Source organism: Arachnia propionica (assembly GCF_003859805.1).
Classification (GTDB): Bacteria; Actinomycetota; Actinomycetes; order Propionibacteriales; family Propionibacteriaceae; genus Arachnia; species Arachnia propionica_C.
The window spans coordinates 1-22505 of sequence record NZ_RQZG01000005.1 but is presented as its reverse complement, the minus strand read 5'-3'; the positions used below and the strand labels follow the sequence as shown (position 1 = coordinate 22505).

General features: G+C 67.5%; 20 protein-coding genes and 3 tRNA genes. 14 read left to right on the top strand and 9 right to left on the bottom strand.

Annotation, left to right across the window (positions count from 1 at the left end; genetic code table 11):
* The first annotated feature begins 94 nt into the window (after window positions 1-94).
* Complete coding sequence (gene bioB, locus EII34_RS05515) at window positions 95-1147, top strand: biotin synthase BioB (RefSeq protein WP_221620206.1); 1053 nt, start codon at window positions 95-97, stop codon at window positions 1145-1147.
* On the opposite strand, the gene EII34_RS05510 is transcribed toward bioB, so the two are convergent.
* The 3 genes from EII34_RS05510 to EII34_RS05500 are packed head-to-tail and all read right to left on the bottom strand — an operon-like array spanning window position 1148 to window position 4478.
* A complete protein-coding gene (locus EII34_RS05510; RefSeq protein WP_124843758.1) occupies window positions 1148-1885 on the bottom strand; it encodes a succinate dehydrogenase/fumarate reductase iron-sulfur subunit in 738 nt (245 codons plus the stop codon). It abuts the gene before it with no gap.
* Window positions 1882-3840 (bottom strand): fumarate reductase/succinate dehydrogenase flavoprotein subunit, encoded by a 1959-nt coding sequence (locus EII34_RS05505; protein WP_124843756.1) that lies wholly within the window; start codon window positions 3838-3840, stop codon window positions 1882-1884. The genes EII34_RS05510 and EII34_RS05505 overlap by 4 nt, the downstream gene beginning before the upstream one ends.
* Window positions 3837-4478 carry a succinate dehydrogenase cytochrome b subunit gene (locus EII34_RS05500; protein WP_395858074.1) on the bottom strand — a complete coding sequence of 214 codons (642 nt, stop codon included), beginning with the start codon at window positions 4476-4478 and terminating at the stop codon, window positions 3837-3839. Before EII34_RS05500 ends, EII34_RS05505 begins: the two co-directional genes overlap by 4 nt.
* Window positions 4479-4631: 153 nt before the next feature.
* Here EII34_RS05500 and EII34_RS05495 point away from each other — a divergent pair.
* Window positions 4632-4704 (top strand) — tRNA-Lys (locus tag EII34_RS05495).
* Between the two features lie 21 nt (window positions 4705-4725).
* A tRNA-Lys gene (locus EII34_RS05490) sits at window positions 4726-4798 on the top strand.
* A gap of 61 nt (window positions 4799-4859) precedes the next feature.
* On the opposite strand, the gene EII34_RS05485 is transcribed toward EII34_RS05490, so the two are convergent.
* Entirely contained in the window at window positions 4860-5156 is a 297-nt protein-coding gene (locus EII34_RS05485) for a DUF3618 domain-containing protein (RefSeq protein ID WP_124843752.1), read from the bottom strand.
* A 54-nt stretch (window positions 5157-5210) separates the two neighbouring features.
* Between EII34_RS05485 and EII34_RS05480 the strand changes: the two genes are divergently transcribed.
* The 3 genes from EII34_RS05480 (at window position 5211) to EII34_RS05470 (ending at window position 8564) form a co-directional block, all read left to right on the top strand.
* Window positions 5211-5690, top strand: coding sequence for a peroxiredoxin (locus EII34_RS05480; protein ID WP_124843750.1), 480 nt, complete (start codon window positions 5211-5213; stop codon window positions 5688-5690).
* Window positions 5683-6345 (top strand): IMPACT family protein, encoded by a 663-nt coding sequence (locus EII34_RS05475; RefSeq protein ID WP_124843748.1) that lies wholly within the window; start codon window positions 5683-5685, stop codon window positions 6343-6345. The genes EII34_RS05480 and EII34_RS05475 overlap by 8 nt, the downstream gene beginning before the upstream one ends.
* Window positions 6346-6452: 107 nt before the next feature.
* Window positions 6453-8564, top strand: coding sequence for a right-handed parallel beta-helix repeat-containing protein (locus tag EII34_RS05470; RefSeq protein WP_185711195.1), 2112 nt, complete (start codon window positions 6453-6455; stop codon window positions 8562-8564).
* A 6-nt stretch (window positions 8565-8570) separates the two neighbouring features.
* Here EII34_RS05470 and EII34_RS15905 read toward each other — a convergent pair whose 3' ends face one another.
* A complete protein-coding gene (locus EII34_RS15905) occupies window positions 8571-8918 on the bottom strand; it encodes a DUF732 domain-containing protein (protein ID WP_185711194.1) in 348 nt (115 codons plus the stop codon).
* Between the two features lie 344 nt (window positions 8919-9262).
* On the opposite strand from EII34_RS15905, the gene EII34_RS05460 reads away from it, so the two are divergent.
* Both EII34_RS05460 and EII34_RS05455 read left to right on the top strand, forming a co-directional pair.
* Window positions 9263-9511, top strand: a complete 249-nt coding sequence (locus EII34_RS05460; protein ID WP_124843742.1) for a hypothetical protein — start codon at window positions 9263-9265, stop codon at window positions 9509-9511.
* Entirely contained in the window at window positions 9508-10422 is a 915-nt protein-coding gene (locus tag EII34_RS05455) for an SRPBCC family protein (protein ID WP_124843740.1), read from the top strand. Before EII34_RS05460 ends, EII34_RS05455 begins: the two co-directional genes overlap by 4 nt.
* A 15-nt stretch (window positions 10423-10437) precedes the next feature.
* Here EII34_RS05455 and EII34_RS05450 read toward each other — a convergent pair.
* Window positions 10438-10519 (bottom strand) — tRNA-Leu (locus tag EII34_RS05450).
* Window positions 10520-10538: 19 nt separating this feature from the next.
* Window positions 10539-11870 carry a DNA polymerase IV gene (locus EII34_RS05445; RefSeq protein ID WP_124843738.1) on the bottom strand — a complete coding sequence of 444 codons (1332 nt, stop codon included), beginning with the start codon at window positions 11868-11870 and terminating at the stop codon, window positions 10539-10541.
* Window positions 11871-11995: 125 nt separating this feature from the next.
* Between EII34_RS05445 and EII34_RS05440 the strand changes: the two genes are divergently transcribed.
* Together EII34_RS05440 and EII34_RS05435 are read left to right on the top strand one after the other, a co-directional pair.
* Window positions 11996-13327: a hypothetical protein gene (locus EII34_RS05440; protein WP_124843736.1), complete on the top strand. Its 1332-nt coding sequence runs from the start codon at window positions 11996-11998 to the stop codon at window positions 13325-13327.
* Window positions 13324-13842 (top strand): hypothetical protein, encoded by a 519-nt coding sequence (locus tag EII34_RS05435; RefSeq protein ID WP_124843734.1) that lies wholly within the window; start codon window positions 13324-13326, stop codon window positions 13840-13842. The genes EII34_RS05440 and EII34_RS05435 overlap by 4 nt, the downstream gene beginning before the upstream one ends.
* A gap of 2 nt (window positions 13843-13844) precedes the next feature.
* On the opposite strand, the gene EII34_RS05430 is transcribed toward EII34_RS05435, so the two are convergent.
* Complete coding sequence (locus EII34_RS05430) at window positions 13845-14333, bottom strand: dihydrofolate reductase (protein WP_124843732.1); 489 nt, start codon at window positions 14331-14333, stop codon at window positions 13845-13847.
* A 37-nt stretch (window positions 14334-14370) separates the two neighbouring features.
* Window positions 14371-15180, bottom strand: coding sequence for a DUF1707 SHOCT-like domain-containing protein (locus tag EII34_RS05425; RefSeq protein WP_185711193.1), 810 nt, complete (start codon window positions 15178-15180; stop codon window positions 14371-14373).
* A gap of 120 nt (window positions 15181-15300) precedes the next feature.
* Here EII34_RS05425 and EII34_RS05420 point away from each other — a divergent pair, with 120 nt between their 5' ends.
* From EII34_RS05420 to EII34_RS05405, 4 genes are all read left to right on the top strand, one after another.
* Complete coding sequence (locus EII34_RS05420) at window positions 15301-17559, top strand: DUF5682 family protein (protein ID WP_124843728.1); 2259 nt, start codon at window positions 15301-15303, stop codon at window positions 17557-17559.
* Window positions 17552-18643: a VWA domain-containing protein gene (locus EII34_RS05415; RefSeq protein WP_124843726.1), complete on the top strand. Its 1092-nt coding sequence runs from the start codon at window positions 17552-17554 to the stop codon at window positions 18641-18643. Before EII34_RS05420 ends, EII34_RS05415 begins: the two co-directional genes overlap by 8 nt.
* Entirely contained in the window at window positions 18640-20589 is a 1950-nt protein-coding gene (locus EII34_RS05410) for a hypothetical protein (RefSeq protein ID WP_124843724.1), read from the top strand. Before EII34_RS05415 ends, EII34_RS05410 begins: the two co-directional genes overlap by 4 nt.
* A gap of 148 nt (window positions 20590-20737) precedes the next feature.
* A partial coding sequence (locus tag EII34_RS05405) for a WGR domain-containing protein (protein WP_185711192.1) occupies window positions 20738-22505 on the top strand: 1768 nt, incomplete at its 3' end.

Here is a 22505-nt window from a genome sequence, read left to right as displayed (position 1 = left end):
CGGCACGCCGTGGCGACGAGTACCCTCCGCACGCCCCGACAGCGCGCTCCACTGCTAGATTGAACAGTGTTCAAACCAGCGCGAAGGAGAGATCGTGGACCTGGAGAAACTTGCAACCGAGGTGATCGGCGGCCGTCACATCACCCCCGAGGAGGCCTTGGCCGTGCTGCGCCTGCCCGATGACCGGACCCACGCACTGGTGGCCGCCGCAGGCCGCGTGCGTCGCCACCACTTCGGCACCACCATGAAGGTGAACTACCTGGTGAACCTCAAGTCCGGGCTCTGCCCCGAGGACTGCTTCTACTGCTCCCAGCGGCTGGGCTCCGACGCCGACGTCCTGAAGTACCGCTGGCTCAGCAACGACGACGCCGTCGCCGCCGCCAGGGCCGGCATCGAGGGCGGGGCCAGGCGGGTCTGCCTGGTCGCCTCGGGCCGCGGCCCCTCCAACCGTGACGTCGACAAGGTGGCCGAGATCATCGGTGAGCTCAAGGCGGCTCACCCCGACGTCGAGGTCTGCGCCTGCCTCGGGCAGCTCAAGGAGGGTCAACCGGAGAGGCTGGCCGCTGCCGGGGCGGATGCCTACAACCACAACCTCAACACCGCGGAGTCCCACTACGGCAACATCTGCACCACCCACACCTACGAGGACCGCACCGAGACGGTCCAACACGCCCGCGCCCACGGGATGAGCGCCTGCTCCGGCCTCATCGCGGGCATGGGCGAGAGCGACGAACAGCTCGTCGAGGTGGCCTTCGCCCTCCGAGCCCTGGAGGTCGACTCAGTGCCGGTGAACTTCCTCATGCCCTTCGACGGCACACCGCTCGCCGGGCACGCCGACCTCACCCCGCTGAGGTGTCTACGGATCCTCGCCATGATCCGGCTGGTCCATCCTGACGTGGAGGTTCGGGTCGCCGCGGGCCGCGAGGAACACCTGCGCAGCCTGCAGGCCCTCAGCCTGGAGATCTGCAACGCCCTGTTCCTGGGCGACTACCTGACCTCCGAGGGACAGGCGGGCAGGGCAGATCTCCAGATGATCGCCGACTGCGGGTTCACGGTCCTGGGGCAGGAGGATGAACCACCGGTGGCGGATGTGCGCCCCACGATCCGCCACCGGGGTGCCGGAACCGGCGTTCCCGCCAACGCCTGATCATCCCAGGGCAGCCCGGTACACCTCCCGCTGCATCGCGGCGACCGCAGTCAGCGGGATCCCGGCCGGACACACCTGCACGCACTCCCCGTAGCTGGAGCAGGGACCGAAATCCTCCTCCACGGCCCGGGTCACCTCCTTGGCCCGCCGCGAGCGCTCCATGCTTCCGTGCGGCAACAGGGCGAGATGCGCCAGCTTCGCTCCCGCGAACAGGTGGGCGGCCCCATTGGGACAGGCCGCCACACAGGCCCCGCAGCCGATGCAGGCCGCGAAGTCGAGGGCCAGTTCCGCGTCGTCGTGACCGACCAGCATGGCATCCGCGTCGGGGGCGGTGCCGGCCAGCACGTCGACATGTCCCCCTGCCCGGATGATGCGGTCGAGGGCGGAGCGGTCGACCACCAGGTCACGCAGCACCGGGAAGGCACCAGAACGCAGCGGTGCGATCCGTAGCGTGCCGATGCCTGTGAAGGCCCGCAGGTGCTGTCGACAGGAGGGTGTGTTGGGGACCGGACCGTGCGGGATGTCGTTGACGGTGACCCCGCATGCCCCGCACACTCCCTCACGACAGTCCGACTCGAAGGCGATGGGTTCCTGTCCCTCCTGGACCAGCTGGTCGTTGAGCCGGTCCAGGAGCTCCAGCAGACTCATCTCCTTCGTGGCATCCGTCACGACGTGACGTTCGAACCTGCCGGGCTGGTTCGGGCCGTCCTGTCGCCAGATCTCCAGTTCGACTCTCATCGATAGTTCCTCACCTGCGGTTCCACGGACTTGAAGCTCAAAGGTTCACTGTGTCGACGATGACTGCCGTCAGGGCGGATCTCCCAGGCCGAGACGAAACACCAGTGATCATCGTCGCGAGCGGCCTCCCCGTCGGCGAGCGCGTGCTCCTCACGGAAGTGCGCACCACAGGACTCGTCGCGGTCGAGGGCATCGAGGACCATGAGTTCGGCCAGTTCCAGGAAGTCCGCGACCCTCCCGGCCTTCTCCAGTTCCTGGTTGAGACGTTCGGCCTCGCCGAGCACCCGCACATCACGCCAGAACTTCTCCCTGAGTCCGCGCACCTCCCCCAGGGCCTGTTGCAGGCCCTGGGAACTGCGGGTGACGCCGCACCCGCGGTAGAGGATCTCCCCCAGGCGACGATGGAATGCCGTCGGGCGGGTGTGGCCCGGGTTGCACACGAGTCGGTCGATCCGCTCCCGAACCGCGTTGAGCGCCTCCTGCGCCGCAGGGTGGTCCTCGCTGAGCAACGGCACGCCTGACAGGCCCGCCAGATGGTTGGGAACCGACAGCGGCAGGGTGAACCAACCGTCCACGCAGGCACTCAACAACGAGTTCGCTCCCAGTCGGTTCGCCCCGTGGTAGTTGTTCGACGCCTCCCCTCCGACGAAAAGCCCGGGGATGGAGGTCATCTGGTCGAAATCGGACCACAGGCCACCCATCGTGAAGTGTGCACCCGGCGCGATCCTCATCGGGACCTCGTACGGGTCCTCACCGGTGGCATCGGCATACATCTCGAACAGGTTTCCGTAACGCTCCGCGATCACGTCACGGCCGAGCCGGGTGATGGCGTCGCGGAAGTCGAGGTAGACGGAGTTCTTCAGGGGCCCGACCCCACGACCGGCATCGATCTCTGCCCGTGCGGCCCGGGAGGCGATGTCGCGGGGCGCGAGATTCCCGAACGCCGGGTAGCGACGTTCCAGGTAGTGGTCCCGCTCGTTCTCCGGGATCGCGCTCGGCGAACGGTCGTCCCCGGGCTTCACGGGCACCCAGATCCTGCCGTCGTTGCGCAGGGACTCACTCATCAGCGTCGTCTTCGACTGCCACGGTGAGGAGACCGGCAATGCCGTCGGGTGGAACTGGATGAAACTGGGACTCGCGAACAGTGCGCCACGGCGATGGGCCCGCCAGGTGGCGGTGGCGTTGGAGTTCATCGCCAACGTGGAGTGGAAGTAGACGCTGCCGTAGCCCCCGGTGGCCAGCACCACGGCGTGTCCGGTGACGACACGGAGCTCTCCCGTGACCAGATCACGCACGACGACCCCCTGCGCACGCCCATCAGCGACGACGAGGTCCAGCATCTCGGTGCGGGTGTGGAGGGCGACGGCGCCGCGTTCCACCTGCCGCAGGAGGGCCTGGGCCCCGGCGACCTGGAGCTGTTGTCCGGTCTGCCCCCTCGTGTAGTAGGTACGGGAGACCTGGACCCCGCCGAAGGAGCGGGTGGCCAGTTCACCGCCGTACTCCCTGGCGAAGGGGGCCCCGATGGCGGACATGTGGTCGATCACCCGTACGGACTCCGCGGCCAGTCTCCAGATGTCCGCCTCCCGGGCACGGAAGTCCCCACCCTTGACGGTGTCGGTCACGAAACGGGTGAGGCTGTCCCCGTCGATCTTCCGGGCCCGTGCCGCGTTGATGCCTCCCTGCGCCGCGACGCTGTGTGCGCGTCGAGGTGCGTCGTGGAAGGTGAAGCACTCCACCCGGTAGCCGAGTTCCCCCAACGCCGCCGCGACTCCGGATCCAGCCAACCCCGTGCCGACGACGATGACGGTGTACTTCGGGCGGTTCGCCGGACTGACGAGCCGGTACTCGGCACGTCTGCGTTCCCAGGCGGTGCGGGGATCACCGTCCGGGACCCGGGCATCCAGCGGTTTCGCGGTGACGTGTCCCGGACGAGGTCGAGGTCGGAAGATGTTCATGCGATCACCCCTGTCAGGACGAGCACGGGGATGGAGGCGTTGCCCAGCACGACCGCCAGGGCCAGGAGCCCTCCGAGAAACGCCCAGGCCCGACGCAGTCGCTGTCCGGTCATGCCCAGGTCCTGCAGCAGGGTGCGCCAGCCGTGCTCGATGTGGACGGCGATGACGAGCATCGCGGCCATGTAGCAGAGCGCCGCCCAGGGACGGGAGAAACTGGCGACGAGATTCTGGTAGGCGTACATCTGGCCGTCCGGGTGTCGGAATCCTGTCGATGCTCCCGGGCCCCCGAGGGTGAGGTCGCTCAGGTGGAACAGGATGAAGGCCAGGATGAGCAGTCCGCCCAACAGCATCCACCCGGCCGCCAGCGGACGGTAGCCACGCACCCTGCGTCGGTGGGGACCGCGGGCACGACGGGCGCGCAACCGGAGGACGCACGAGGCACCGGCGTGACCGATCAGCGAGACCAGCAGAACGATGCGCAACCCCCACAGCACACTCTCCCGGGGCAGCAGTGGGTATCCGACCTCACGCAGCCAGGCGGCATAGTGGTTGAAGGCCTCCTCCCCCGCGAAGACCTTGAGGTTGCCGAACAGATGGATGACGACGAACCCGACGAACAGGAGCCCGGTGACGGCCATCGTCTGTTTGAGGGCGAGGTTGCTCGGCCTTGGCACTTTCTCCCGCACTGGAGCCATGTCCTCAGCCTACCGCGCCCTTCCGGAGGAGCCGACGGCGCCCCGGCCCTGATTTCTCTTCTGGGACCGGAGGCGGTATCGTTACACCTCGCGCAAGCACCACTAGCTCAACTGGCAGAGCAGCTGACTCTTAATCAGCGGGTTCAGGGTTCGAGTCCCTGGTGGTGTACTGGGTCACCAGGTGGCCCGCGCACCACTAGCTCAACTGGCAGAGCAGCTGACTCTTAATCAGCGGGTTCAGGGTTCGAGTCCCTGGTGGTGTACGAGATCAGCGCCCCGGGCCATCCGTCCGGGGCGCTGTGTGGTTCTGCATGCATGTCCTTCTCAGCGATGACGGCGTCGGAGGCTGGACAGCGTCAGGGCGAACAGCGCCACACCCAGCACCGCCCCGCCGAGGATCACCAGCCGGTCGGTGCGCCACCCGTTCTCGTCGTGGATCTGGGACTTCACGTTGCGGAACTCCTCGGTGACGAAACCCTTGGCCTCGCTGACCGTGCGCCTGGCGATGTTCTTCGGCCGGTACTCCTCCACCAGGTCAGCGGCGGCCTCCGACATCGCGGCTCGGTTCCTTGCCAGGTCAGCACGGATCTCCTCGACGGTGCGCTCGCTCACATCACCCATGGCTTCACCTTTCGACAGCGGACAGCTCCGAGTCTAGACCCATAGACTTGTCCCATGACTGCACGCCTGACGCCCGGTTCCCCCGCCCCCGACTTCCGTCTACCCGACGCGACAGGAGCAGAGGTCTCCTTGGCCGACCACGCCGGGGGCACCGTGATCGTCTACTTCTACCCGGCTGCCATGACGCCTGGATGCACCACGCAGGCCGTCGACTTCACCGCCGCACTCACCCCGTTCCAGGACGCCGGCTACGCCGTCATCGGGATCTCCCCGGACAGTGTCGAGAAGCTCGCGAAGTTCACCGCGACCTCCGAGGTCGGTTTCCCCCTGCTGGCGGACCCGGAGCGCGAGGTGCTGACCGCCTACGGGGCCTTCGGGAAGAAGATGCTCTACGGCAAGGAGATCGAGGGTGTCCTGCGTTCCACCTTCGTCATCGACGTGGACGCCGAGGGCAGAGGGACCATCAGGGTTGCCCAGTACAACGTCAAGGCGACGGGACACGTCGCGAAGCTGCGTCGCGAACTCGGTGTCTGAGCATTTCCTGACCATCGACGCCGGGGTCGGCGCGGGGGTCGATGTGGAGTTGGAGATCAAACGGTCTCGCTTCCTCACCCGGCTGCGGCGGGTCACCTCGGAGACCGAGGCCAGGGCCGTGGTGGAGGAGCGACGGTCCGCGCACTTCGACGCCAACCACCACTGTTCGGCCTTCGTGCTGGGGCCGGATGCACGCACCGCCCGTTCATCGGATGACGGGGAACCCGCAGGCACCGCGGGGATCCCCATGCTCGGGGTGTTGAACTCGAACAGCCTGACCGATGTGGTGGCGGTGGTGACCCGCTACTTCGGTGGCGTCAAGCTGGGAGCCGGCGGTCTGGTACGGGCCTACTCCGATGCCGTGGCCCAGGCCGTCCAGGCCGCTGGAGTCCGCACGGTGGAGCGACGGCACCTGCTGAGCATCGAGGTGGACTTCGCCACCATCGGTGCCCTCGAGGGTGCGCTTCGAGGCATGGTGCTGCCCTCCGGCACCGCCGTCATGGTGGAGGGTGTCGAATGGGCGGAGTGCGCCCGTATCGGTGTCGCCATCCCGGAGGCTGCACTGGCCGAGTTCGATGCAGCCCTGGCAGCGCTGTCGGCCGGATCGCTCACCGCGACCCGGTCCGGGGAGCGGTGGATCGACCACGAGAACTGATCCCACACGTCAGCCTTATGGCTGAGAGCACTCTTTCAAGTGGCGCTTCACTTCACCTTTGGCCGAAAATTTCTCAGGCACGGATCTCGGTTGACCCAGGAGTTGTGATGCATCGACACGGCAGCTTTCCCAGTGTTCTCGCGGTCATCGGCGCCATGTCACTGGGCTTGGCGGCCTGCCAGTCATCACACACCGACACCACCTCCGCCGTTCCCGCTCCGCCACAGCCCCCTGTCGTCACCGGAACCGACCAGCCAGTGCCGGAAGAGCCTCTGCTGGAGGACGCGGTGTTGCCGGAGCCACCCCAGGAGGTCGCCCCTGAGGAGTCCCCCACCGCCCAGCAGTCCGGTGTGGACGACACGAGCTCACCCACAGGACCCGCCCCCCAGACCGTGGTGGACCCCACCGCGATCAGCAGTGAGGCCATCCAGCAGCCGGCACCACTGCCCAGCACGTCGGCCGAGGGGGCGCCGTCGGATCCGGGCACCGTTGCGGCTCCCGCACCCGAGCCCACGGCCCCCGCACCGACACCGACGGCTCCCGGGTTTTCCACTCCAGCACCAGTGCCACCTCCTGCCGGACAGCCGACGAGCCAGTCGCTGGAGGCCTTCCTCGACAGGTCAGGACTCACCGAGGCCCATGCGGCAGGCCAGGTGCCGGTGGTCTCCTCCGTCGCCGAGGCCCGGACCCTGTCCCGGGCGAGTGACCACGTCGTGGTCAGCGACGGCACCTCCCACGTCGTGTTCGACAAGGGTGCCGCCTCGGAGGTGACCGAGACCTTCTCCGGTTCCTCCTACGGGGCCCGGTTCCAGGATTGTGTGGAACTGATCGCCTGGGACATCCCCGCCGACGCCGGCGAGACCCTGAACACGGCTGCAGAACTCGCGGCGAGGAAGGGCACCACACTCGCGTTGGCACCGTCGCAGACCTACCGCTACTCGGGCACGGTCAAGCTGCCGAGGGACCTGACCGGCATCGAGGGTCGAGGAGCCACCCTGACCCCGACCGGCAAGGGGTCCTCCGCGAGACCCGCCATCGCTGTCCAGCTGGAGACCGAGTCCACCGGCATGTCGCTGCACGACTTCACGATGGACATGGCTGAGACCAGTCACGGGATCGGCATACAGGGCAACTCGGTCAAGGACCTCAACATCCGGCGCATCCACATCGCGAACGCGAACCATCGCGGGATTCAGCTGAGCGCAAGCGTCTCCGACATCGACAACGTCCTGATCGAGGACAGTCGCATCGACAACGTGACGGGCGAGCCCGAGACCAAGGGCGTGGCCAACTCCATCGTCATCGAGGCGGTCCAGGAACAGGAGAACACCTACGACCGCAAGTCGCCGTACTGGGACCGCTACACCGACACCGGCGGCATCAACCCCCAGCGGCTCCATGCCCGCAACATCCGGATCAGGAACAACCGGATCACCGGCGGCTACTACGGCATCGCGTTCTCCGGGGTCTCCGAGAGCACCATCTCCGGGAACACCATCACGATGAACATGCGCAACATCTCGATGCAGAACAACAGCTCAGGCAACACGGTGCAGGACAACCATCTGCTCGAGGGCGGGTCCTCCGGGGTGACCATCGGCTACAACTCCGACGGCAACGTGCTCCGCAACAACACGGTCACCTCCGGTCGGGCCTCACGGCAGGCGTTGCTGCAGGCCTACCAGGGCAGCGACGGCAACCAGTTCATCGACAACTCCATCACCGTCACCGGTGACGGAAACCCACAGTGGATGATGTACGCGGGTACGGATTCCCACGGGACGGTGTTCTCCGGCAACCATCTGAAGGGCCGCGCCCGGAAAGCCGCCATCGGCGTCGAGTCGGTGTGGGACGCCACCTCGATCCTCAGCCGGGGAAGCAACCCGTACAGCTACATGAGCAGCGGCTACATCCCCTCACCGGTCGACGGGGAGAAGGTGACCTACAACGGCGGGTTCGGACCGTTGCGGAATGTCTCGATCATCGGGAACGACTTCGCGACCACCAACGCCCAGGCACCACTGGTCTACGTCGGGGCGGACGTCTCACGAGGGCGCCGTGGGGACAAGCGGATCATCGGTGACGTCACGGACCTCACCGTGTCCGGGAACACCGCGAGCGGGGCGTACTCCGAGAAGGTGGTGGTGCATGAGGGCACCATCGACGGCGTCGGCGAGGCGAAGGTCCGGTTCAAGGACGCGAGCTTCGGGCCGTCCTGACCCGGGTCAGCTCTCCTGGAACTCCTTGGCGATGCGTTCCTGGTGCTTGCTGCACAGCACTTCACTGGCGGCCAGGGCCAATCCCTTGTAGGACTTCTCATCCATGCCGGCCAGCTCCGTCTCGGTGCGCGCCTCCACCACCTGACCCAGCGACTGGCCTTCGTCGAAGGCGGCGCACACCTGGTGTCCGGCGACGGTGAGCTGGTCGTCAGTGGCGGTTCCTCGCTCCACCCCGGCCACCTCGAGCATGCCGATGAACACCGGCGCCGGATCTCCCTCCATGTCGGGAGCAGGTGTTGTCGTGACCTCGGTGCGCTGCGCACCGGTCGACTCGCCCGCTGTACCCTCCTCCATCGATGAGGGCGCAGTGGAGGGGGTCATCGTACTGGGGGACTCAGTACTGCCCGAGCACGCAGCCAGTGACAGTGCGGTCAGCAGAGCGGCTGCAGGAGCCACAAGTCTATTCACGTTGGTTCTCCATTCATACGGGGCAAGTGTATGCATGTCCTGGCCGATCGGCCAGCACGGCCTTCCCCTCCGACGACCTCCCGGGAGGAGGAGCACCCCGCTGACGTTCACGGCACTTCCTGCCATTCTTTCCTGTCCTGGACCAGCTTGACGGCGAGGAATGGCAGAAAACCACGAGACCTTGACAACCTAGGTTGACAAACCCAGGTTGGCAACGTACGTTGACATTCATGGAGTCGAGCGACCTGACGAACACCGCGGGTGACACCGCACATCCTGAGGCAGGGCTGCGAGCGGTGGCCTCGCTGCGGCTGCTCGTCGAGTCCCTGGAGTTCCAGCAGGTGGAGGCAGCACTGCGCGCCGGATACAGCTGGGCCCGGATCGGCGACCTGCTGGGCGTCAGCCGTCAAGCGGTCCACAAGAAGTACAACAAACGGATCGATCCATCGATCGCCGTCCCGAGGAGGCGACGCACATGAACAAGTACCTGCGGGCAATGAAGTGGTTCCGGGAGATGAGCGTCCTGGCCGAGGACGAACAACGCCGTTCCCGCCACCCGGAGATCGACTCCGAGCATCTCCTGCTGGCCCTGGTGAGCATCGGCGGCCCGGTCAGCGACGCCTTGGCGGAGCAAGGAGTCACCCTGGTCAGCGCCCGTGCGGCAGCGATGCGCATCCACCGGGAACGGATCGCCAGACTTGGCATCTCACTGCCCGAGGAGGCCCCTCCCGCACCCCCCGTCGAGCCATCCCGGGGAGAATTTCTGTACCGGAAAGGGCTCCGCACGGTACTCGAGAAGGCCGCGAGTCAGCCACAACCGGATGTCCACCTGTTCCGACATCTCCTCCAGGAGCCCTCAGGACGGGTCGCGGAGATGCTGCAGGACCTCGACGTCGCACCCGAGACCCTCGAGTTCACCGCCACCGAGCCCACCGCTCCTGACGATCGGTTCACCTATCGCCGCTTCCTCGCAGCACCGCCCGAGACGGTGTGGGACCTGCTGTCCGACCCCAACCGCTGGCTCGAGTGGAACGACCTGTTCTTCACCGATGCCGAGGCGGGCCAGACCGGCACGGTGCGGGCCCGAACCCGCGACTCCTCGCCACGTTGGAGCGAGCACAGGCTGACCATCGAGGAGCCGTCGGCGTCCCTCAGGTGGGACCTCTTCCTCCCCGAGCGCTCACCCCGGATCGTGCAGAGCCTGCGCATCACCCTGGAGCCCCACCAGTCGGGCACCACCATGACCCTGGCCTTCGTGACGGCGCAGCGGAAGGGCCAGGGGCTGCGGTACTGGCTGATGAAACCGATAGTCCACCTGGTCGGCCCGACCCTGGCCCGAGGAACCCTCAGGGGCCGGGCGGACAACATCTCCCGGGCCATCCGGGCCTGAGGAAGCCCAACCTCGTGCCGAAGAAGGGACTCGAACCCTCACGCCCTGCGGCACAGGAACCTAAATCCTGCGTGTCTGCCAGTTTCACCACTTCGGCCGGCCCACCCTGCCCAACCCTACAACTCGGAACGTCTCGGGCAACAGGGCAGTTCCGGCAGGTCCTGGGCGATCTGGAGTGCGGGGTCGTCGAGGTGGAAGGTCCTCACCGGCCCGGGGCCGGTCAGTCTGGTCTCGAAACGGACGGTGACCCGCCCGAGGCCGGTTCCCCAGACCCAGCCCCGCCCCAGCTCCTCATGGATCACATCCGCACCGGGGAAGTAACCCCGCCCCCGAACCCCGGAGGTGTCCACCTCGACCTCGGTCGTGGTGGCGGCGACCTCGGTCTCCTGGTCGAACAGTCGTTCCTGCGCTGCGCGGGTGAAGTTGCTGACCCCGATTCCCAGCAGCCGCACCCCGTGGAGCACGTCCACCTCCGCCAGGAGCTCCTCCCCGACGGCACCGATCACCTCGGCGCGGTCCGTCGCACCACCCAGGGATCGCGCCTTCGAGATGGTGGTGAAATCCGCCATCCGCACCTTGATCGACACCGTTCGGGCGAAGAACCCCGCCCTGACCAGACGCCCGGCGACCGCTGCGGCATCACGCCTGAGAATGCCCGCGAGCTGGGCGCGATCGGTGAGGTCGGTCGGGAAGGTGTCCTCCGTGGAGATCGACTTCGCCTCACGCTCAGGAGCGACCGGGCGGTCGTCGCGGGCGTGGGCCAACTCGTGCAGGGACTCCCCGAGCGCCCTCCCCAGCTCCCGAACCAGCACCCGGGGGTCCATCGCTCGCAGCTCCTCGACGGTGGTGATGCCAAGCGTCACCAACTTGCCCTCCGTCACCGGCCCGACCCCCGGGATCGCCCTCACCGACAGCGGCGAGATGAAGTCCAGTTCCTCACCGGGCCGGATGACCCGGTGGCCGTTCGGTTTTCCGGCCTCGGAGCCCAGTTTGGCCACCAGCCTGCTCGATCCCACCCCGACCGAGGCGGTCAACCCACCGGTGCGACGACTCAGTTCCGCCCGCAACCACTCGACGTGGTCGGGAAGCCGTCCCAGGTCCCAGGAACTCTCGGCGAGATCCACATAGGCCTCGTCGAGGCTCAACGGCTCCACCACGGGGGAGACCTCACGCAACAGATCCATCACGATCTGCGAGGACTGCCGGTATGCCTGGAACCTGCCGCCGAGGAAGGCCGCGTGCGGGCACCGACGCCTGGCCTCGGTGCCCGCCATCGCGGACCGCACCCCGAACGCCCTCGCCTCGTAACTGGCCGTTGCGACGACGCCCCGCGGCCCTGCTCCACCCACGACCACGGGCCTGCCCCGCAGGCTCGGCTTGTCCCGCTGCTCGACGGCGGCGAAGAAGGCATCCAGGTCAAGGTGCAGGATGCTGGCCGTCGAACGCATGTTCCCACAATAGGGCTCTCGGGATTCACATCCACTCCTGCCCCAAAAGCCGACTCGAAAGCCATGGAACCGCTCTCACACAGTGCCTAGGCTGGCCGTGGAAACCTTACTTAACAGGAGTTCAGATGAGCCACACACACCTGTCACGACGTTCCTTCGGCCTGTTGGGCCTGACAGCCGCGGCCCTGGGGGGCACCGCTCACCTCGCCCACGCCGACGAGCCCACCCCCGATGCCCGCCTGGTCCCGGCGACTGGCCACCGTCTCGACTCTGCCGAGTTCGCCCGGCTCTACGGCCCGGGCACCTTCACCATCACCTCCTTGGCGAACATGGTCATCGGCATCCCGAGCAAGAACGGGAAGCCGGTGAACCATGAGTACATCGCCGTCTATCGGTTCCGTTCCCTCATCGAGGGCAAACTGGACAAGGTCCGCCTCTACTGGCCCACGGGCACTGACTACGCCAATGGCAACGGTGGCCGGATCCGGGTCCGGGTGCTGCCCGACGACGGCTCCAACGACCACCTGCCGAATCTGACGGCCACCGCTGTGGCGGAGTTCGTCCACACGCCCAACCTCACACCGGGTGAGAAGAAGTCCATACTGGACGAGATGAGCTTCACGACGAGCTCCACCGCACTGGTCAAGGGCGAACTCTACCACATGGTCTTCGACAACCTCGACCCGGATCCCGCAGCCAACTTCATCAGTGTCGACACCCAGAGCACCCCCGCCGAGGCAGGTCGCCCCGCCCGTTGGCTCAACACCACCGACTGGTCCGCCCTGATGGGGACCCGTCGCAAGGGAACCCGTGGTGCCTACACCTGGACGAACCTCACCGAGACCGGTTCCGGCGGCAAGCTGTTCTCCCCCATCATGCAGCTCACCACCGTCGACGGCGCCACCCAGGGCGTCTCCGACGTCGAGTCCCAGAGCGTGGTCGGCAGGACCGACAACACGCCGGACTTCCGGGTCTACAAGGTCAGCACCGGTCGCCACGTTCGGGAGCTGTTCACCCCGGGTGTTGACAAGAAGGTCACCGGCCTGTCCTTCGCCACCGTCGCCACCGTCGGCGGATCGCTGCGCTGGCGCATCACCGAGGGCGGGAAGGAACTGGCCGCCGGCCGGATCACCCAGACCCAGCCCAACTACAAGTACTTCACGTTGGGCAAGTCCCGCCTGTCCAACTTCGTGTGGTACGACGCGGCCCTGCCGGGGGAGCTCACCTTCAGGGCAGGGACCAGCTACGGGGTGGAGTTCCACGCCGAGGGGGCCAGCCAGTGGTACTTCTGTGGCCACCGCAACGGCTCCGGCAACGGTTTCACCTGGCCGGCCGCCTTCACCGAGTCGAACGCCCAGCACCAGGTCGGCGGCCTGTGGGTGAACACCAACCCCAGGGATCTGAGCAAGCCCCGCAAGGACACCAACTGGCCGGTGGTGCTTCACTTGGCTCCGTGAACGATGAGGACGAGGCCGTCTCCCGGCAACGAGCCGTCGAGGAACTGCAGCGGCGATGGCAGGCTGCGGATCGGGAGCTCCCGCTGTGGGACGGCCTCGTCCTCGGTGACGGGACCCTGGTCCTCGGGGAGTTCTGCGCCGATGCGACGGATGGTCGACCGAGCTCCTGGCAGCCGTTGTGCGAGTCCCACACCAGCACTCTCCTGAAGTACCGCCCTGGCCACTGGAACGAGGTGGATGTGGCCCGCTCCGTCGATCTGGGTGCGCAACGCATCCGGTACGGCGGGACCGCCTGGGAGTCAGAGGTGGTCATCGCGTGCGAGAACAGCGCTGACCGCACCCTGGTCTGGGCGTTGGTCCTCGACGGTCTGGAGGAGATCGAGCAGGTGGTGGTGGATGACCAGCGCCTCATCGCCACGACCCGGTACCCCAGCTTCGACATCGTCCTCCCGCTCCACCTGATGGCACAGCCACCTGTCGACCTCCGGGTCGAGTTCACACGCCCCCGGTACTGAGGTCAGCCCTCGTCGGATGCCGCAGGCGTGGGCCGGTACTGGACGAAGTCGAAGCCCTCGTGGATCTCGCGGCTGATCTCGGTCCATTCGTGGGCAGTCACGACGGGGAACGTCGCCGCCCCCTCCGGGCTCTGGTGGACATGGGTGATGTCCAGCTCGGTCAGGTACGGCCAGGCGGCCGCGTAGATCTCGCCGCCGCCCCCGACGAAACAGGTCCTCTCCGGGGTGGCGGCGGCCAGCTCGAGGGCCTCCTCGATGGAGTGTGCCACCTCCACACCGTCGTCACTCCACGCCGGGTCCCGGGTGACGACGATGATGCGGCGATTCGGCAGCAGCCCGACCTGCTCGTGGGTACGACGCCCGAAGATGAGGGTGTTTCCGGTGGTGACGGCCTTGAAACGTCGGAAATCAGCCGGGATGTGCCAGAGCATGTCCTCACCCGAACCGATCACCCCGTTGTCGGCCACGGCTGCAATCGCGACGACCCGCACGCTTGTCCTCCTCGCCTCCGGTCGGTGCTGATCCTACCTATCCGTCCATGACGTCCAGGATGCGATGGCTCAAGGAGTCGATGAGCGCAGTACGGGTGCGATCCCCCTCGGTGAAGGTGACCCGGATGTCACCACCTCCGTCAGAGCCACGCAGCCGGATGCTCTCGACCCGGGTCACCCCGGGCCAGGTCTCCTTGACCAGGTCGGTCATCCGTGACACGAGTCGCTCCCCACCGAAGTCCTCCAGGGAGAAGACGATGTGTTCCTGCGCGTCGAACACCTCGGCGGTGCGCACCACCTTGTCGTGCGTGGTGATCCGCAGCACCCGCCCGTCGTACAGACGACTGACCTCCCCCTCCAGCTCTCCCGGCTTGATCGACAACCGCTGCACCCCTGCCACACCCGCCGCTTCCAGGGCCTGGACCATGCGTGGCCAGTCCTCCCACTCGGCCATCACGGCAACACCGTCCAGGATGGCGAACGGCTCCACGGTGATGGTCTCCGAGCCTGAGGTGTAGGAATTCACACGCATCCCCAGAATTCCCAGACCACCGAGCCCCAGGAGCCCGAGACCCGCCACCCCTGCTGCGAGCACCGAACGGCGGGAGCGACGGGGCGGGGCCACCGGCTGCGGCACCGGGGGTTCCTGCTCGCCGGGAAAGGGTTCCTCACGGCTGACGACGAGTCCTCGCAGCGCCTCCCTGCACTGCCCGTGGGTCACGGCACTCAGGATCTGGTCCTGACGCTCCGCGAACTCCCCGTCCGACAACCGGCCCTCCGAGTAGTTCTCGGACAGGATGTCAAGGTAGACGTCCCGCTCCTTGAAGGACACGTGGAGGTTGCTCATGAGGGCATGATCCTCCCCGGTCGGGGAAAAGTCCACAGCATCACCCCATCTCAAGCCCTTGGTCGGAGTCCCGGAGGCGTTTTCTGGACCAGGGTCGCAGTACCTCGGCACAATGGGCCAATGGTCGAGTTCTTCGGGGTCAGGCATCACTCCCCGACCGCCGCCCGTCTTCTCCGACAGCGACTGCTCGACGCCCCTCCGAAGGCACTGCTGGTGGAGGGCCCCACCGAGTTCAACCCGCACCTGTCGGAGCTGACGCTCGACCACCGGCTCCCGGTGATGATCTACTCCTGGGCCCCGTTGTTCCCCGATGCCCCGGAGGCCAGCCCTCAGGCAGCGATCCGACGCAGCAGCTTCTACCCCCTGACGGATTTCAGCCCCGAGTGGGTGGCCCTCCGCACCGCACGGGAACTTACCGTCCACACCGAGTTCATCGACCTGCCCTGGCTGGCCTTCGTCGACATCGCGACCGCGGAGAACCGGTTCGCCGAACCCGTGGTGACCGAACGGATCACGGAGCACCTCCAGCGGGAGTTCGGTGTGGACGACCTCTCGACCCTGTTCGACGAGCTGATCGAGGTGGATCCCCGGCTGGACCTCGCCACCCACCGGACCAGGATGCGGCTCATCGGGGAACTGCTGCGAGGTGATGCGGACGAGGAGACCCGCCGCAGGGAGGCCCACATGGCAGGGCGCATCCTTGATGCCCGGGACCGCCACGGCGATGATCTGCTGGTGGTGTGCGGGGCCGCACACGTGGCCGGGTTGGAGCAGTTGCTCGCCTCGCCACCGGAACCGGTCGAGGTCTGGCAGCCACCCGCCGATGACGACCGTTACGGCATCGCACTGACCCCCACCTCGTACGCCGCTCTCGACGCCCTCGACGGGTACGACGCCGGACAGCCCTCCCCCGGCTTCTACGACCGCCTGTTCCGGGACCGTGACGCCGGACGTCCCGACACCGCCGAGGCCCTGCTGGCGGAGGTCGTGACGACACTGCGCGGCAACGGGCAGTTCTTCTCCCCCGCCAACCTGATGGCGGTGCGGGTCACCGCCGGCGCCCTGGCCCGACTCCGTGGTCATCCCCAGATCTGGCGCACCGACCTGCTGGAAGGAATCGTCTCGGCCCTGGTCAAGGATGATCGTGGCCAGGATCACCCGTTGCTGGCTGCGGTGCTGCTCGTCCTGCGCGGGGACCGGATGGGAGGGCTCGCGGCAGGGACCAGACAGCCACCCTTGACCCTTGAGCTGCGCACCCGGCTCAGCGCCCTGGGATTGATGCCGACACCGACGCTGCGCCAGGAGGTGGCTGATCTCGCCACCGATGAGGGGGTGGAACGATCCCGGTTGCTCCATGGCGTCGCTGTCCTGGAGATCCCCGGCTTCACCCTCCTGCAGGGGGCACAGCACGACGGGATGGAGCGCTGGCAGCTGATCTGGACCCCGACCTTCGAGGGCGGACTGGTCGAGGCCGCCCGCTTCGGAGGGAGCATCGAGCAGGCCGTCGTGCAGCGGCTCTTGGTGCAGGCCGCCGACATCGTCGACGATCCCGCCGCCGCCGCGCGTCTGGTCATGCAGGCCGCGCTGTGCGGGGTGGGACAGCTGTCCACCAGCCTGCAGGCCCGCACCGAGAATCTCCTGGCGAGGGCCGTCGCACTGCCCGGCCTGGGTGAGGCGATCGGCGTCCTGATGCAGCTCTACCGCTACGACCCGATCCTGCGGGCCACGGGGCGGGCCGATCTGGGGAGGCTGCTCGGCACCGCCTTCGACCGTGCCGTCCGGCTGCTGGAACGCCTCACCCCGCTGGCGGAGGGGCCTGCCCTGGAGGGGTTCAGCCAGGCGATGCGAGCGCTGACCGACTGCGCGGAGCGGGTGGGCGATCAGCTCGGACTCGACCTGGTCTCCTTCCACCATGCCCTGGATGCCGTGGTCCTCGACGACCGGCAGGCTCCGAGCGTGCGCGGTGCCTGCCTGGGTGCCCAGTGGCTGGCAGAGGCACGCGGCGAGGAGGAGATCGCGGAGCGGATCTCGGTGTTGGCGGTTCCGGAGCACTTCGGCGACTTCGTGGCCGGGCTGTTGGGGGTGGTCCGGGAGGCGGCCCTGCGTCGCCCTGCCGCGCTGCTCCATCTGGACCAGGTGCTCACCTCCCTGAGTGAGGAGGGTTTCCTCGACTCGCTGCCGGGGTTGCGTCGCGCCTTCAGTGGCTACACCCCGGCCGAGCGGGCCAAGGTGGCGGATCTGGTCCTGGGCGAGGACGCAGTGCTCGCCACCATCCGGTTCTCCGGCTCGGTCGAGGATGCGGTGGGCATCGCGAGCTTCGAGACGGAGCTGGCCGTGAGTCTTCGTCGTTTCCTGGGTGTGGGAGGTGCACATGGATGAGCGGCTGACCCGGTGGCGGTTGGTGCTCGGCGAGGGTTCGGAGGCCTTGGGTGACCTGGCGGGGATCGACCTGGCACGGGCCGAGGCCCTGGACTTCCTCTACGATCGCGAGTCCCACGGCAGGCAGGGCGGCGACACGACGTCGTCGCTCACGGTGCCGTCGTGGATCAACCAGGTGGAGACCCTGTTCCCCAGACGCACCCGGGAGATCATCCAGGAGGACGCGCTGGAGCGGTACGGGATGCTGGAGCTGGTCACGGACAAGGAGCTGCTGGAGCGGGTGGAGCCGTCGGAGACCCTGCTGCAGGCGGTGCTGCGGACCAAGCACCTGATGAACGACGACGTGCTGGCCTCGGCCCGGCAGATCGTCCGCAGGGTGGTCGATCAGCTGATCGAGAAGATGAAGCCCCGCATCGTGCAGTCGTTGACGGGGCGGCGGGACCCGCAGCGGCGCAGCGTTCACAAGGTCGCGGCGAACTTCGATCCCAGGCGCACCATCCGCACGAATTTGAAGAACTGGTCGCAGGATCTGGGCAAGCTGGTGATCTCCGATCCGGTCTTCGTCTCGCGCACCCGCCGTCACGCCGAGAAGTGGCAGTTCATCATCGCGGTCGACCAGTCCGGTTCCATGACGGATTCGGTGATCCACTCCGCCATCACCGCGTCGATCTTCCACCGGATGCCCGCGTTGCGCACCCATCTGATCGCCTTCGACACCTCGGTGGTGGATCTGAGCGCGGATGTCGACGATCCGGTGGAGACGCTGATGAAGGTACAGCTCGGTGGAGGTACGGACATCGCGCGGGCCGTGGTCTACGCGGAGTCCCTGGTGACCACCCCGAGGCGGGCGATGTTCGTGCTCATCACCGATCTGTTCGAGGGTGGCTCCGAGCAGGCCATGGTGCACTCCGTGACCCGGATGGTGGAGGCCGGGGTGAGGGTGCTGGTGCTGGGCGCGCTGGACTCGCACGGTGCAGTGGGGCTCAACGAGGACCTGGCGCGCAGACTGGCCCGTCGTGGTGCGAAGGTGGCGACGATGACCCCGCACGACCTGGCCGCGTGGGTGGCGGAGGTGATCCAGTGAGCCGTCCTGATCTGTTGGCACTGACCGATGCGGTGCTGGAGGACCTGACCAACAAGGGCACGGTGCGTCGTGCCCGCAAGGAACTGGGACAGGCGCCGTGCCGCCTCAGCGAGGAGGCCGACGGCAGCGTGACCGTCACGGGCGAGGACGGCACCGTCTGCGTGCTGTTCGCGGATCGGCCCTTCGACCAGTGGACCTGCACCTGCCTGGCCACCCATCGGTGTCGGCACATCGTGCGGGCCGTGCTGGTCTACCAGCAGGAGCAGGCCCAGGGCAGCGTCGAGGAGGTCGAGAGCGAGCCCGCGGTCGTCGATGGTGCCGCGGCACCGGTGGCGACCTTCGATCCGGCCGAGGTGGGCGACGACGCCCTGACAGCTGCGTTGGGGGCGGCTGCGGTGCGCAGTGCCCAGCGGTTGGTGGCCTCCGGGGTGCTGGCCCATGTCGGTTCCCACCGGGGCATCGCAGTGGTGCGGATCCACCATCCGGTCCCGGTGGCGGTGAGGTTCCTGGCCGGGGCGGACCTGACCTACGTGCGCTGCACCTGTCACGACCCGGATCCCTGCGCCCACGTGGCCGTGGCGGTGGCGGCAGCCCGAGGGGTGCCGTTCGGCGACTCCGGGCTGCGTTCCACCCCCGAGCAGTGGACCCCGGATGTGGGTCTGTTGACCGAGCTCCGTGCCGCGGTGACGGAGCTGGCACGGGTCGGTGCGGAGGCTGGCCACCGGAGCCTGGCCGCCGTGTGGTCGAGGCTCGCGGCCCGATCTCGCGCAGCCGAGTTGCACCATCTGGCCGATCTCCTGGAGGAGCTGTTGGAGGAGCTCGCCCGCTACGAGGGGCGACACCGCAGCTTCGATGCGTCCCGGCTGGTACGGATCGTCACCGAGTTGCTGGCCCGAACCCTGTCCTTGTCCAACCCTGACCCTGGCAGGGTGCCGGACCGGCTGGTGGCGGGATCACCCGCGATTCAGACCCGGGTGGCCAGGTCCCGACTGGTGGGGCTCGGTACCGAGTTCCTGGAGACCGATGACGACTGCCGCGTGATCGCTCATCTCGTCGATGCCCGCAGTGGTGCGCCGATGCGGGTGACGCGGCGCATCACGGACGAGCAGGACACCCCGTCGTGGCGGCTGGCCCGGGGCACCGTCGCGGGGATCTCGATCAGCGCCTGGGGTGGCGGTCAGGTGATGTCGCTGGGTGGTCGTCTCCACGGTCTCGGGGACTTCTCGCACACCAACCGGTCCGCGACGGGGCTGCCCGCCGGGGCCCTGGATCAGGTGCAGGCCCCGTTCCGGGTGGAGACCATCACGGAGCTGGCCACCCACCAGACAAGACTGCCCGCGGTCCTGGGGGATCGCGCGGCGGGCAGTGATCTGGCGGCCTGCCGGGTGACCCGGGTGGTCGAGGTCGGGCACGATCCGGCGACGGCGTCGCTGGTGGCGGTGCTGCACGACGGCGAGGGGCAGCCGTTCCAGCTGCGGCTGCGGCGTGGTCGTCGCACCTTCGACGGCTTCCACGCCACTGCTGCCAGGCTGCTGGAGTGGCAGCGTCGGCACCCAGCTGAGGCCCATGTCTCGGGCCGGTGGTCGTGGCATCAGCACAGTGCCACCGTGGATCCGTTCCTGCTGGTGGGTGATGCGGTGCCGCTGCAGCCGCACGTGGCCGAACCGGTGGCGGACCCACCGCAGCTACCGGTCTCACGTTCGGAGGGGCCGCTGACCAGCCCGGGTGCACTGCTGACCGGACTGGACGTCCTGCTCGGCGAACTGCTGGTGGCGGGTGCTGACCGAATCCTGAAGCGGGACCGGGCATGGCGGGAGTTCATCGACCAGGCCAGGCGGGCGGGCAGCAGACTCGTCGCGGAGGCCGCGCAGGCGTTCCTGAACCGAGGCCCGGATGAGGTGGCGCATCTGCTGCTGGTCTCCGCGTTCGGCCATCCGCTGGCCTGACGGTCTGCTCTCCTCCACTGTTCGGGACCGGGCGAGGTTCGTTGGTGAACGACTGTGGGGGCTCGACGAGCAGCTTCTGGGATGGTCGGTCGACCAGCGGGCGCAGGAGGAGACATTTTTGTCGGTGGGTTGCTCTAGGGTTCTTCTCATGCAGCGACGCCTCAGTCTCACCGAAGGAACCTCTGACAAGTTCTGGTACATCGACGTGGCCGATGACCTCGTGACCGTCCGGTACGGTCGACGTGGCTCGGATGGCACCACGAAGACCAAGCAGTACGACAGCGCGGAGAAGGCCCTGGCGGAGGCGGAGAAGCAGATCGCGGCGAAGCTCAAGAAGGGGTATGCGGATGAGGACGGGGCGTCGACGCAGGCGCTGACCCCCACCGAGCCCACCGAACCGAAAGCAGCAATGAAGAAACCCGCCACGCCGACGGCGCCCACGACGGCCCCGGAGACGGCGGAACCCGAGGCTCCAGAGCCGATCGTCGTCTCCGATGCCGATGCCGATGACCTGGGGCTGAGGGTGACGCCGTTCGAGCTGGCCTATGACCTGAGCCGGGAGGTCACCATCGAGGCCGACACCGAGCCCTTCGACGCGGAGGCCGAGGCCGAACGCGCCGCCCGCATCCTCAGCATCCAGAAGTACACCGACTACTACGTGCAGGAACGGTTCGTCTTCTCCGAGCCGGTGTTCACCACCCTGCCCGGCCATGAGCGGCGGGCCTGGTGGAACAAGCACCTGAAGGATCTCAATGCCCAACGCCGGGCCAAGGACAGCTACCACCGAGGTATCGAGATGCCGGAGTGGGTCACCGTGGTGCTGCGGACGCCGTGGGAGCGGAAGGCGAAGCCACTGACCCAGGACCTGGCCACCCGTTCCATCCATGCCCTGCTGGCGCGGCCGGTGCTGGTCTCCCGCTCCGAGGAGGAACGCCGAGATGCTGTCGAAGCCCTGCCGTCACCGCTGCCCGCCATGTTCAAGCAGAACGTCTACGGTGCCTGGCAGACCGACCGCAATGCTGCGGTGGTCAGTGCTGCCCTGGGAGGCCTGAGCCCAGACGACGCCCGTGACCTGATGGCCCAGATCCCCAACCAAGCTCTTCAGGACTCCTACCGAGTCAGTGCACTCGTCGGGTCGATCCTGCCCACGCCAGCCGAACGGGTGGCCTTCGCCAAACGCACCGGAGCGCGGCTGCTCTCCTGGCATGAGGCTGTGCCGTGGCTGATCGCGACCGGGTCCCACGGGTTCAATGCCCTGGTGCAACAGATCAACAACGAGAGCAAGGGCTTGGCCGAGGTCTACGCCCGCAGCATCGCCGAGGTGGCTCATGGTCCGGGTGTGGTGCCGTTGTTCCTGGACCTGTTGGCGACGAAGGCTGGCCCGGTCGCCACCGAGTGGTTGAACTCCCACATCAGCGAAGCCTTGACGGCTCGTCTGTCCCCGTCGCAGGCCGAGGCATTGACACCGATGTTGCGGGGTGTTCCAGTGGAGCAGCTGCGTGAGGTGCTGCCCAACACCTCCGGCGCCACCCGAGGCGTGGTGGAGAAGCTGCTGGCCGAGGCCGACACCCCAGAGTTGTCTGTTGAGACCGGGTGGTGGGTCGAGGCCGCTACCAGCCTGCCGAAACCCCCAGCGGTGTCCTTCGATCTGGCGATGTTGCCGCCGTTGGTGGTGGAGGGTCATCGGCTCTCGGTGGTCCAGGTGGGTGAGGTGGTGCAGGCCCTCAGTGCCGAGGAGATGCACCCTCTTGTCGCGGCGGTACGCGACCGCGCCGATGTCGTGAGTCGGGACGGGTTCGCGGTGGCGGTGTTCCGGGCCTGGCTTGCTTCGGGGGCGGTGGCGAAGCAGTCGTGGTGTCTCACGGGTGCCGGCTGGTTGGGCGATTCCCGGTTTGTGGCCGAGCTTGCCCCGTTGA